The 14,131-nt window shown below is 74.8% G+C and carries 2 protein-coding genes (1 of these 2 running past the window's edge); both read left to right on the top strand.

The genetic code is table 11. The annotated features are described in order from the left end of the window. Positions 1-389: 389 nt before the first annotated feature. On the top strand, positions 390-1,583 hold the full coding sequence (locus ACZ45E_RS20580) for a cytochrome P450 (RefSeq protein WP_468222482.1): 1,194 nt from the start codon (positions 390-392) through the stop codon (positions 1,581-1,583). A gap of 32 nt (positions 1,584-1,615) precedes the next feature. Further along, positions 1,616-14,131 carry the 5' portion of a type I polyketide synthase gene (locus tag ACZ45E_RS20575; protein ID WP_468222480.1) on the top strand. It continues 4,587 nt past the right edge of the window, so the window shows 12,516 of its 17,103 coding nt (coding positions 1-12,516); it begins with the start codon at positions 1,616-1,618; its stop codon lies off the right edge, out of view.

The raw sequence follows: 14,131 nt of genomic DNA, 5'->3' as shown, positions 1-14,131 counted from the left end.
CCCATACCCTCTCCCCCCCCCCCACCCCCCCCCCCCCCCCCCCCCCCCCCACCCCCCCCCCCCCCCCCCCCCCCCCCCCCCCCCCCCCCCCCCCGCCGTTGTGCGTTGTCCCCCGGGCGTCGCACGCCAGGCGTCGGACGTCATGCGGAGAGCCCGGTGCACGCAATTCCGAGCGTTTCTGGATCGGAATCCAAGCCGCCGGAAAAAAGAATTAACGGCACGCCCGGCAGGTGCCCGGCAGTCCTCGGGATCGGCTCAAGAGAGCCTTCAGCTACCAGAGTTGGGGATGCCGCGCTGTCACGGCTCGTCTAATCTGGCGCTGGGATAACCGGAAAGAGGCGCGCTGCGAAGTGAATACTGGGCACCAAGAATTGATGGGGAAGGAATTCATGAGCAACGCAATCTCTTTCGAGGAGCCCTGGGCCCGCACCCATCAGTTCGACCCTCCCGCGCTGTTCGACGTCCTGCGGGAGAAGAGCCCGCTCGCGCGGATGACGTACCCCGACGGGCACGTCGGCTGGATCGTCTCCAGTTACGAGCTGGCCCGCAAAGTCCTCAGCGACCCGAGGTTCAGCCACAGCACGGAGATCGGTCACTTCCCGGTGACGCACCGCGGACAGGTGATGCCCAACCACCCCCGCATTCCCGGGATGTTCATCCACATGGACCCGCCCGACCACACCCGCTACCGGCGGCTGCTGACCGGTGAGTTCACCGCTCGCCGGGCCAACCAGCTGACGCCGCGCGCCGAGGCCGTGGCCGCGGAGCAGATCGCCGTCATGCGCGAGCACGGGTCCCCCGTCGACCTGGTGACGGCCTTCGCCAAACCGCTGTCGCTGCGCATCCTGTCCGAACTCGTCGGCCTGCCCTACAGCGAAGCCGACCGCTACGGTCACGCCCCGACGCTCCTGCACGACTCCGACGCGGACCCGCAGGAGGTCATGGCCGCCATGGGGCAGGCGAGCGCCTTCTTCGCCGAGGTCATCGAGGCCCGCCGCAAGGAGCCCGAGGACGACCTCATCAGCCGCCTCATCGCCGACGGGCAGCTGACCACGGAGGAGCTGTGCAACATCGTCACGCTGCTCCTCTTCGCGGGCTACGAGACGACCGAGAGCGCGCTGGCCGTCGGCGTCTTCGCGCTGCTGCACCACACCGAGCAGCTGGCGGCGCTGCGCGCGGACCCGTCGAAGCTCGACGCCGCGATCGAGGAGCTCCTGCGCTACCTCACCGTCAACCAGTACGACACGTACCGCACCGCACTCGAAGACATCGAACTGAACGGTGAGACCGTCGCGAAGGGCGACAGCGTCACGGTGTCGCTGCCGGCGGCCAACCGCGATCCGGCGAAGTTCGCCTGTCCCGCCGCCCTGGACATCGGCCGGGAGACGTCGGGCCATGTGGCGTTCGGCTTCGGTATTCACCAGTGTCTGGGCCAGAACCTCGCCCGCGTGGAACTGCGGGCCGGTTTCTCCGCCCTCCTGGATGCCTTTCCCGACATCCGTCTCGCCGTCGACTTCGAAGAAGTGCCGCTGCGGCTCAAGGGGTCCGTCTTCGCGGTGAAGAGCCTGCCCGTTTCCTGGTGAACTCTTTTCCTTCCGAAAGGAATTGCGGCACAGTGCGCACCGACCTCATCAAGCCTCTTCCCGTCACCCTCCTGGAGAACGCGGCGCGCTTCCCCGACAAGGTCGCTTTCGCGGACGACCGGCGGGCGGTCACCTACGGGGACCTCGAGGCACGGACGCGCAATCTGGCCGGACACCTCGCCCACCTGGGCATCGAGCACGGCGACCGGGTGGCCATCTGCCTCGGCAACACCGTGGCCACCGTGGAGAGTTACCTGGCCATCGTGCGCGCCGGCGGCATCGGCGTGCCGCTCAACCCCGCCTCCGCGACGGCCGAGCTGGAGTATCTCCTCGGCGACAGCGGTGCCCGGCTGGTCATCACCGACGCCGCCCGGGCGGAGCGCCTGCGGGCCGCGCCCGGTGTGGCGCCCGAGACCGTGCTCGTCGTCACCGGCGATCTCCCGGCCGCTCTGCCCGAAGGGGCCGGAGTCCACGCGTACGACGTGCTCGCCGGCAGCGAACCCGTCGTGCCCGCCCGGGACGATCTCACCCTGGACGACGTGGCCTGGATGTTCTACACGTCGGGGACGACCGGCCGGCCCAAGGGCGTCCTGTCGACGCAGCGCAACTGCCTGTGGTCCGTCGCCTCCTGCTACGTCCCGGTCCCCGGCCTCACGGACCAGGACCGGGTGCTGTGGCCGCTGCCGCTCTTCCACAGCCTCTCGCACATCGCGTGCGTGCTGTCCGTCACCGTCACCGGTGCCACCGCCCGGCTCATGGACGGCAGTTCCGCCGAGGACGTCATGCGGGTGCTCCAGGAGGACGGCTCGACCTTCCTGGCCGGCGTGCCCACCACCTACCACCACCTGGTGGAGGCCGCCCGGCAGAGCGGTTTCCGCGCGCCGGGCCTGCGCGTCGGCCTGGTCGGCGGCGCCGTCACCGGGTCCGGGCTCCACCGCGACGTCGAGGAGACCTTCGGGGTCCCGCTGGTCGACGCCTACGGCTCCACCGAGACCTGCGGCGCCATCACCATCAACCCGCCGGACGGTGCCCGCGTCGACGGCTCCTGCGGCCTGCCCGTGCCGGGCGTCGGGGTCCGCGTCGTCGACCCCGCCACGGGAACCGACGTCCCCGCCGGACAGGAGGGCGAGGTCTGGGTCAGCGGACCGAACGTCATGGTCGGCTACCACAACAGCCCCGAGGCGACCGCGGAGGCGATCCGGGACGGCTGGTACCGGACCGGCGACCTGGCCCGGCGCGACGACGCCGGCTACTTCACCATCTGCGGCCGGATCAAGGAACTCGTCATCCGGGGCGGCGAGAACATCCACCCCGAGGAGGTCGAGGCGGTCCTGCGCACCGTCGACGGGGTCGCGGACGTCGCGGTCGGCGGCGCCCCGCACGCCACACTCGGCGAAGTGCCGGTCGCGTACGTGGTCCCCGGACCCACCGGCTTCGACCCCGCCGCGCTCGTCGCCCGGTGCCGTGAGCGGCTCTCCGCCTTCAAGGTGCCGGAACGGATCCACGAGGTCACGGGCGTCCCCCGGACCGCGTCCGGCAAGACCAGGCGACGCCTGCTGGCGGAGCGGCCCGGCCGCCTGCGGTACGCGGCGAGCGGACACCACGACACAGTGCTGAGCGCCGAGTGGATCCCGGCGCCGGAGCCGGCCGACACCCCTGCCGCGGTGCGGAGTTGGGCGGTCGCCGGACCCGCGGCGCCCGGCCTCCTCGGCGCCCTGGAATCAGCGGGCGGCGCGGTACGCCACTACACGGACCTGGCAGCGGCCCGCGCGGCCGTGGCCGATGGCGAGCCGGTCGCGGACGTGACGCTTCTGCTGCCGCCCACCGGGGCCGGGACCGCGCTGGACCCGGCCGCGCTCACCGCGGCGCGCACCGGAGCCCTGCGCCTGGCCGCCGACGTGGACGCCTGGCTGACCCGGCCGGAGACGGCGGCGTCCAGGCTGGTGATCGTCACCCGCGGCGCCGTCACTGCCGACGAACAGGACGACGGGCCGCGCCCCGCCGAGGCCGCGCTGTGGGGTGTGGCCCGCTCCTTCCAGGGTGTCCGGACCGCCGAACCGGCCGTGGTGGACGCCGACCCGAGGGCGGAGCTGTCCGCCGACACCCTGCTCGCGGCGCTCGCGACCGGCGAACCGCAGATCGCCGTGCGCTCGGCCGCCCTGCTGGTTCCCCGGCTGAAGCCGCTGCCCGTGACCGACCGGCCGGCCCCGGACTCCGCGACCTCCTCGGGGCCGGGCGCCACCGCGGTCGGCGGCACCGTGGTGGTCACCGGCGCCGACACCGAGCACGGCGCCGCGCTCGCCCATCACCTCGCCACGGCCCACCGGGCGACGACCCTGCTGCTCGTCAGCGCCCCCGGCGCCGCGGGCACTGCCCCCGGCGACGCCCTGGCCTTCGCCGGGACGAGCGTCGACCGGGTCACCGCCGACGGGGCGCGGCCGGAACACCTGCGGGCCGCCCTCGCCGACCTGCGCCACCCGGTGACCGCGGTGGTGCACGCCGCCGCCGACCCCGAACTGGCGCTGCTGCTCGACCGGTTGACCGCCGGGGACGACCTGGCCTCCTTCGTCGCGGTGTCGTCCGACGCCGCCGGGCTGCTCGGTTCGCCAGGCGACCCGGCCGCCGCCGTCGACGGGAACCTCTGCGACGCCGTGATACGCGACCGCCGCCGCCGGAACCTGCCCGCCTCGTCCCTCGCGCTGGCTGCACGGCCGGGCGACGACGGCCCGACGGACGAGGACCGCCGAGCGGCTCAGGAACTGCTCGCCGCCTTCGATGTCACCCTGACCGCCGACCTCCCGTCGCTGCTGGTCACGGCGGCGGGCGCACCGGCGTCGGACGCCCGGGTGCCCGCCATGATGCGCGCCCTGGCCGAGCAGCCCGCCGCGCCGGGCGAACCGGACCCGGCCGTCGCGGCAGAGCTGCGGAAGACGCTGTCGGCGCTGGAGGAGCGCGAACAGAGCGCCTTCCTCGAAGACCTGGTACGCACCCTGGCCGCCGGCGTGCTGCGCCTGGCAGGGCCCGAACCAGTCGAGGCCGACCGTGCCTTCCGCGACCTGGGCTTCACCTCGACGGCCATCGTCGCGCTGCGCAACCGGCTGGTGGAGCGGACCGGACTGCGGCTGCCCACCACGGCGGCCTTCGACCATCCGACCCCCGCGGCCCTGGCGGCCTTCCTGCGCTCCGAAGTCCTCGGGGAAGCCGGTGCCGTGCCACTTACGGAGCAGACCGCAGAGCGGGTCACGCCGCCGGCCGCCGACCCGGGCGAACCCATCGCGATCGTCGGCATGGCATGCCGACTGCCCGGCGGGGTGGCCGGTCCCGAGGACCTGTGGCGCCTGGTCCGTGACGGCGTCGACGCCGTCACGGACTTCCCCGCGGACCGGGGCTGGGACCTGGAGGGCCTGTACGACCCGGACCCCGAGCACGCGGGCACCTCGTACACGAACCAGGGCGGTTTCCTGACGGGCGCGGGCCTCTTCGACGCGGGGTTCTTCGGGATCTCGCCGCGCGAGGCGCTGGCGATGGACCCGCAGCAGCGGCTGCTCCTGGAATCGTCCTGGGAGGCCCTGGAGAGCGCGGGCATCGACCCGCTCTCGCTCAAGGGCGCCGATGTCGGCGTGTTCGCCGGTCTCTTCGGCCACGGCTACGGCACGGGCGCGGGCACGGCGGAGACGGAGGGCTTCGCGAGCACGGGGCTCGCGTCGAGTGTGGCGTCGGGCCGGGTGTCGTACGTCTTCGGCTTCGGGGGCCCGGCGGTGTCGGTGGACACGGCGTGCTCGTCGTCGCTGGTGGCGATGCACCTGGCGGCGCAGTCGCTGCGGCAGGGCGAATGCTCCATGGCGCTGGCCGGCGGCGTGACGGTGATGGCGTCCCCCGACGACTTCGTGGAGTTCTCCCGGCAGCGGGCGCTGTCCGCCGACGGCCGCTGCAAGGCGTTCGCCGCGGCGGCCGACGGCACCGGCTGGGCCGAGGGCGTGGGCGTACTGGTCCTGGAGCGTCTTTCGGTGGCGCGGGAGCGGGGCCACCAGGTCCTCGCGGTACTGCGGGGCAGCGCGGTCAACCAGGACGGCGCCTCCAACGGTCTGACGGCTCCCAGCGGCCCCGCGCAGCAGCGCGTGATCCGCAGGGCGCTCGCCGGTGCGGGTCTTGGACCCGCGGACGTCGACGCGGTGGAGGCCCACGGGACCGGCACCGCACTGGGCGACCCGATCGAGGCGCAGGCGCTGCTCGCCACGTACGGCAAGGACCGCGACCCGCGAAAGCCGCTGTATCTCGGCTCGTTGAAGTCGAACATCGGGCACGCGCAGGCCGCCGCGGGCGTCGCCGGTGTGATCAAGATGGTGCAGGCGTTGCGGCACGAGACGCTTCCGGCGACCTTGCACGTGGACGCGCCGACGGCGGAGGCGGACTGGTCCGCGGGCGCGGTGGAACTGCTGACGCGGGCACGGGAGTGGCCGCGCGAGGGCCGTCCGCGCCGCGCCGGTGTCTCCTCCTTCGGGGTCAGCGGGACCAACGCGCACCTGATCCTGGAGGAGGCGCCCGAGAACGCGGCCGGGCCCGCCCCTGACGAGGTGGCACCGGCCGGCGGCGTGGTGCCGCTGGTGGTGTCGGCGCGCGGCGCCGGGTCCCTGGCGGCCCAGGCCGGCCGGCTCGCGGCGTTCGTGGAGTCCGGCGCAGGCGGGGCGTCCCTGGCGGGCCTGGCCGGGGCGTTGCTGACGAGCCGTGCCGTACTGACGGACCGCGCGGTGGTGCCGGCCGGGACGACCGAGGAGGCGCTGACCGGACTGCGGGCGCTCGCACGCGGCGAGAACGCGGCCGGTGTCGTCGCCGGTGCCGTCACCGGGACGCCCGGCAAGGTCGTGTGGGTGTTCCCGGGCCAGGGCTCGCAATGGGCCGGTATGGGCCGGGAGTTGCTGGACTCCTCGCCGGTCTTCGCCGAGCGGGTCGCCGCGTGCGCGGCCGCCCTCGACCCGTACGTCGACTGGTCGCTGGTCGACGTACTGCGGGGCGAGGCCGGGCCCGAGCTGCTGGAACGCGTCGATGTGCTGCAACCCGCGAGCTTCGCGGTGATGGTGGGGCTGGCCGCCGTCTGGTCCGCGGCCGGGGTGCGGCCCGACGCGGTGCTGGGGCACTCGCAGGGCGAGATCGCGGCCGCCTGTGTCTCCGGTGCGTTGTCGCTGGAGGACGCGGCCCGGGTGGTCGCGCTGCGCAGCCGGCTGATCGGCGCCGAACTGGCCGGGCGCGGTGGGATGGCCTCGGTCGCCCTGAGCGAGGACGAGGTGGTCGCCCGTCTGGTGCGGTGGGCGGACCGGGTCGAGGTCGCGGCCGTCAACGGCCCGCACTCGGTCGTCATCGCCGGTGACGCCCAGGCCCTGGACGAGGCGCTCGAAGCCCTCAACGAGGACGGTGTCCGGGTCCGCCGGGTCGCCGTCGACTACGCCTCGCACACCCGCCACGTGGAGGACATCGAGGACGCCCTCGCGGACGCCCTGGCCGGTATCGCGGCGCAGGCGCCGACGACTCCCTTCTACTCGACGGCCACGAGCGGCTGGATCCAGGACGCGGGGGTCCTCGACGGCGGCTACTGGTACCGCAATCTGCGCGGGCGGGTCGGGTTCGGCCCGGCCGTGGCCGAGTTGATCCGGCAGGGCCACAGCACCTTCATCGAGCTCAGCGCCCACCCGGTCCTCGTCCAGCCGATCACGGAGAGCGCGTACGAGAGCGGCGCGGACGCGATCGTCACCGGCTCGCTGCGGCGCCAGGAGGGCGGCCCGCGCCGCCTGCTGGCCTCCATGGCCGAGTTGTTCGTCCGCGGCGTGCCCGTGGACTGGGCCGCGACGCTGCCCGCCGCGACCGCACCGGCCGCCGCCGACCTGCCCACGTACGCCTTCGACCACCAGCGCTACTGGCTGGAGCCCGTCGCGACCGGCGGCGACGCGGACTCCCTCGGGCTCAGCGGAGCCGGCCACCCGCTGCTCGGCGCGGTCGTCGGCCTGCCGGAGTCCGGCGGGGTCATGGCCACGTCGAGGTGGTCGCTCAGGACGCACGCCTGGCTCGCGGACCACGTCCTGGCCGAGACCGTCGTCGTACCGAACGCCGCTCTGGTCGAGCTGTCCGTCCGGCTCGGCGACCTGACCGCGGCCCCGGTCCTCGACGAACTGACCGTCGCGGCGCCCGTGGTGCTGCCGCGGCACGGCAGCCGCAGTGTCCAGGTCGTCGTCGGCGGGCCCGACGCCGCGCGGCGCCGGACGGTGGAGATCTACTCACGCCCGGCGGACGCCCCGCTGGACGCGGAGTGGACCCGGCACGCGCACGGCACACTGGCGCCCGCCACCCAGGGGCCGGACGGCGCAGGCACCGCCGCCACCGACGTCACCGACATCGCGCTGGACGGTGCCGCGCTGCGCGAAGCGGACCGCTACGGGCTGCACCCCTCCCTCCTCGACGCCGCCGTCCGCACGGTCCTCCCGGACGGCATGCTCGCGTCCGAGTGGAGCGGTGTCTCCCTGCTCGCCTCGGGCGCCGCCGCCGTACACGTACGCCGAGGAGAGGCGTCGGCCGAGGGGACACCGCTCCTGCTGACCGACCCCACCGGGCAGCCCGTCCTGCGCGTCGAGAGCGTGCGCGGAACGCCGTACTCCGCCGAAACCGAACTCGCCGTAACCAGCGGAGAGTTGCCGCACGACGCTCTCTTCCGCGTCGACTGGACGGAGGTGCCGCTGCCCGACGCGGACCGTTCCTCCCGTCCTCCCGTCATCGTGTCCGTCACGAGCGGCGAGGACATCGCCGCCGCGGCGACCGCGGGGACCGCTCCCGACGTCCTGCTGTACGAGGTCAGGACCGGACCGGAGACCGACGACCCCCGGGCCGCCGTCGGCGCGGCCCTCGCCGTGCTCCAGGCATGGCTGGCGGAGCCCGCCCTCGAACCGACCCGGCTGGCCGTGGTCACCGGCGACCGCGACCGGCTCGACGCGGCCGCGGTGTGGGGACTCGTACGCTCGGCGCAGTCGGAGCATCCGGGCCGGATCGTCCTGGCCGACCTCGACGACGACTCCCGGTCGGCCCTGCCCGCCGTGGCCCTGAGCGAGGAGCCGCAGCTGCGGGTGCGCGGGGGAGTGGCCGAGGTGCCCCGCCTCGTGCGGGTGCCCGGCCCGGCCGCCGACGCCCCCGCACGCCCGCTCGACACCGAGGGCACCGTACTGATCACCGGCGGCACCGGCACCCTCGGCGCCCTGACGGCACGGCATCTGGTCACCGCGCACGGCATCCGCCACCTGGTCCTGGCGGGCCGGCGCGGCGACGCCCCGCAACTGCGCGACGAGCTCACCGAGCTGGGCGCCACCGTCACCGTCGCCGCCTGCGACACCGCGGACCGGGCCCAGGTCGAGGCGCTGCTGCGGGCGATACCGGCCGCGCACCCGCTCACCGCCGTCGTGCACGCGGCGGGCGTCCTGGACGACGGGGTACTGACCGAACTGACACCGGAACGCCTCGACACCGTGCTGCGGCCCAAGACGGACGCGGCGCTGCACCTGCACGAGCTCACCCGCGACCTGGACCTCGCCGCGTTCGTGCTGTTCTCCTCCGCGGCGGGCGTCCTCGGCAACCCCGGCCAGGCCAACTACGCCGCCGCCAACGCCTCCCTGGACGCGCTGGCCCGGCACCGGCACCGGCTCGGGCTGCCCGCCGTCTCCCTCGCCTGGGGCTACTGGTCGACGGTCAGCGCCATGACCGGACACCTGGGCGCCGCGGACCTGCGCCGCAACCGCCGCATCGGCATGAGCGGCCTCACCGCCGCCGAGGGAATGGCCCTCCTGGACGCCGCGCTCGGCGGCCAACAGGGCACGGACGGCACGCTGGTGGCGGCCAAGTTCGACGTGCGGGCCCTGCGCGCGGCGGCGGCCGATGGCCCCGTGCCGACGCTGCTGCGCGCTCTCGCGCCGGTGTCGCGCCCGGCGGCCAGGACCACCGCGCCGGCCGGTCCCGCCGCGGTGCGCGAGCGCCTCACCGCGCTGCACGACGCCGAGCGGACCGAGGCCCTGACCGACCTCGTACGGCTGCACGCCGCCGAGGTCCTCGGGCACGGCTCGGCCGACGCGGTCCGCACCGACCGGACGTTCAAGGAAGCCGGGTTCGACTCGCTGACCGCGGTGGAACTGCGCAACCGGCTCGTCACCGCGACCGGGCTCACGCTCTCCCCGGCGGTGATCTTCGACTACCCGAAGCCGGTGCTGCTCGCCGAGCACCTGCGGACCAAACTCTTCGGCGCCGCGGCACCGGCCGCCCCGCCGGCCGCCCCCGGGACGGGCGACGAGCCCCTCGCGATCGTGGCGATGGCCTGCCGCTTCCCCGCGGGCGTGCAGAGCCCCGAGGACCTCTGGCGCGTGGTGGCCGACGGCGTCGACGCCGTCACCGAGTTCCCCGGCGACCGGGGCTGGGACACCGAGTCGCTCTTCGACCCGGACCCCGACCACGCCGGTACCACCTACGTACGCCACGGCGCGTTCCTCGACGACGCCGCCGGATTCGACGCCGCCTTCTTCGGCATCTCGCCGAACGAGGCCCTCGCCATGGACCCGCAGCAGCGGCTGCTGCTCGAAACGTCCTGGGAGGTCTTCGAGCGGGCCGGGATCGACCCGACGAGCCTCGCCGGACAGGACATCGGCGTGTTCGCCGGCGTCAACAGCCACGACTACAGCGTGCGCCTGCACCAGGCGTCCGGCGTCGAGGGCTTCCGCCTCACCGGCAGCTCGGGCAGCGTCACCTCCGGCCGCATCGCCTACCACCTCGGTCTTGAGGGCCCCGCCCTGACCGTCGACACGGCCTGCTCCTCCTCGCTGGTGGCCCTGCACCTGGCGGCGCAGGCCCTCAACCGCGGCGAGTGCACCATGGCGCTGGCCGGCGGTGTGATGGTCATGGGCGCCGTGGAGACGTTCGTCGAGTTCTCCCGGCAGCGCGGCCTCGCCCCCGACGGCCGCTGCAAGGCGTTCGCGGACGGCGCGGACGGCACCGGCTGGTCCGAGGGCGCGGGCCTGCTCCTGGTCGAGAAGCTCTCGGACGCCCGCCGCCGCGGCCACCAAGTCCTGGCGGTCGTACGCGGCTCCGCCGTCAACCAGGACGGCGCGTCCAACGGCCTCACCGCCCCCAACGGGCCCGCGCAGCAGCGCGTCATCCGCAAGGCCCTGGCGCACGCCGGCCTCTCGGCGGCCGACGTGGACGCCGTCGAGGCGCACGGTACGGGCACCACGCTCGGCGACCCGATCGAGGCCGAGGCGCTGCTCGCCACGTACGGGCAGGCCCGGGACGCGCGACAGCCCCTGTGGCTGGGCTCGGTGAAGTCCAACATCGGTCACACCCAGGGCGCGGCGGGCGTGGCCGGCGTGATCAAGATGGTCATGGCGATGCGGCACGGCGTCCTGCCCCGCACGCTGCACGTGGACCGGCCCTCCACCAGCGTCGACTGGGCGTCGGGCGCCGTGGAACTGCTGACGGAGGCCCGCGACTGGTCGCGCGGCGACCGCCCGCGCCGGGCCGCCGTCTCCTCCTTCGGCATCGGCGGCACCAACGCGCACGTCATCCTCGAAGAGGCCCCCGACGAACCGGCGCCCGCCGCGCCGCGACCCGAGCCGCACCCGTCCGGCATCCCCGTCCCGCTGCCGCTGTCGGCGAGGACGGCGTCCGGGCTGCGCGGCCAGGCCGGGCGGCTGGCCCGCTTCCTCGACGGGCGCCCTGACATACACCTCGCCGACACCGCCCACGCGCTGGCCACCGCCCGCGCCCAACTGGACCACCGGGCCGTCGTACTGGCGACCGGCGACGGGCACGTACGCGCCGACCTAGCCGCCCTCGCGGCGGGCACGGCGAGCCCCGCGGTCGTCACGGGCACCCCGGACACCGGCAGACTGGCCGTCCTCTTCACCGGGCAGGGCAGCCAGTGGGCCGGCATGGGCCGCTCACTCGCCGACGCCTTCCCGGTCTTCGCGGCCGCCTTCGCCGACGCCTGCGCCGCCCTGGACACGCACCTGTCAGGGCACGCGGAGCGCCCCCTGCGCGACGTCGTGTTCGCCGCGCCAGGAACCCCCGACGCCGCGCTGCTCGACCGGACCCTGTACACCCAGACCGGCCTGTTTGCCCTGGAGAGCGCGCTGTACCGGCTCTTCGAGTCCTGGGGCGTCCGGCCGGACCTGTTTGCCGGGCACTCGATCGGCGAACTCACCGCCGCGCACGTCTGCGGCGTCCTCGACCTGGACCAGGCCGCCCAACTCGTCGCCGCCCGGGCCCGGTTGATGCAGGCCCTGCCCGAGGGCGGCGCGATGGTCGCCGTCCGCGCCACCGAGGACGAGGTCGCGCCGCTGCTCGCCAGGGCCGGGGGAGCGGTCTGTGTCGCGGCGGTCAACGGCCCCGACGCGCTGGTCCTGTCCGGCGACGAGGACGCCGTGCACGCCGTCGCCGGCGAACTCGCCGGGCGCGGCCGCAAGACGCGCCGGCTGACCGTCAGCCACGCCTTCCACTCGCCGCTGATGGAGCCCATGCTCGACGAGTTCCGCGCGGTCGCGGAGCGACTGACGTACCGGCCCGGACGGGTCCCCGTCGTCTCCACCCTGACCGGCGAACTGGCCAGGGACGGACAGCTGTCAAGCCCCGGCTACTGGGTCGACCAGGTGCGGCACGCGGTCCGGTTCGGCGATGCCGTCGCCGCGCTCGGCGGGCTGGGCGCCACGACCTACCTCGAACTGGGCCCGGGCGGCGTGCTGGCCGCGCTGGCGCTCGCCGCGCCCGGCGTCGGCGAGCAGGGCTGCGTCGCCACCCTCCGCAAGGACGGCGACGAGCCCACCGACGTCCTGACCGCCCTCGCACGGCTGCACGTGCGCGGTGTGGCCCTGGACTGGCCGGCCGTCCTCGGCGGCAGCCCGGCCACCACCACCGGGACCGAGCTGCCCACGTACGCCTTCCAGCACCAGCGGTACTGGGTCGGGACCGACGCCGCCCCGGCGGGCGGCGCGGAGGCCCTGGGCGCCGTGAGCGCCGGGCACCCGCTGCTCGGCACCGTCGTCGAGAACCCCGGCGGCGGAGGCGTCGTCCTCACCGGCCGCCTGACGCGGCGCAGCCGCGGCCTGTCCGCCGCCACGGGCCGGGTCCCGGCCGCCGCCCTCCTGGAGATGCTCGTCAGGGCGGGCGACGAGGTGGGCTGCGGCAGCCTCGAACAGGCCGTCGTCAAGGCGCCGTTGACGGTGGCGGAGCACGGCAGCACCCAGCTCCGGGTGGCGGTCGACGCGCCGGGCCCGGACGGGCACCGCCGCGCCACCGTCCACGGCCGCGCCCTCGACACCGGGCCCTGGACGTGCCACGCCCGCGCCTTCCTCGTCCCCGGCAGGCCCCAGCCGTCCTTCGACACGCGGAGCTGGCCGCCGCCCGTGGAGACCGCCGACCGCAACCGGCAGCATGGGCCCGCCTTCGCCGAGATCGCGCTGCCGGACGAACTCGCCGCCGCGGCAGGGGAGTTCGTACTCCATCCCGCGCTCCTCGACAGCGCGCTGCGCGCCCTGGACACCGGGGCCGAGCCCCGCGACCTCTCCGACTGCGCGGCTCTGACGGTGTACGCGCAGGGCGCCGCGGCGCTCCGTCTGCGGGCCACCCCCGTCGACGGCGGACGCCATCTCCTCGAACTGGCCGACCTGGCCGGTGAACCCGTCGCCGTGCTCGGCCCGTTGACCCTGAACGCCGTACGGGACGAAGCCCGGCCGCAGGACACCGAACGAGAAGACACCGAACGAGAAGACGCCCAGCGGGACGACGGACCACCGGCCGTCGCACAGCCGGTCGGCGCAGACCGGGAGGACGCACACCCCGAGGGCCTCGTCCCCGCCCGGCGTGTCGTCGCCCGGCGGGAGGGCGCGGGCGAGGCGTTCGCCGGGCAGCTGACCGGGCTGCCGGCCGGGGAACAGCTGCGCGTGGTGATGGACCTCGTCAGGGAGAGCGCCGGGATCGTGCTCGGCCACCGGGAGGGCGACGGCTTCGAGTTCGCGCCCGAACGGCCCTTCAAGAGCCTCGGGTTCGACTCGCTCGGCGCGGTCAAGCTCCGCAACCGGCTGCACGACCTCACCGGCGTCGACCTGCCCGCCACGCTCGTCTTCGACCACCCCACCCCGGACGCGCTCGCCCGCCACCTGCGCGCCGAACTCCTCGGCGAGCGGCAGGACGCGCCCGGCGCGGACCCGGCTCCCGCCACCTCCGACGAGCCCATCGCGATCATCGCCATGAGCACCCGGCTGCCGGGCGGCGCCGACAGCCCCGAGGAGCTGTGGGACCTCGTCATGGCGGAGCGCGACGCGATCTCCGGGTTCCCCCTCGACCGTGACTGGGACGTGGAGGGCCTGTACCACCCGGACCCGGCCCACGCGGGCACGTCGTACACGCGGCAGGGCGGTTTCCTGCACGAGGCCGCGCAGTTCGACGCCGCGCTGTTCGGGATCTCGCCGCGCGAGGCGCTGGCGATGGACCCGCAGCAGCGGCTCCTCCTGGAGACCTCGTGGGAGGCGCTGGAG

The organism is Streptomyces sp. NPDC030991 (assembly GCF_055571235.1).
This window is presented reverse-complemented; position numbering and strand designations above follow the sequence as displayed.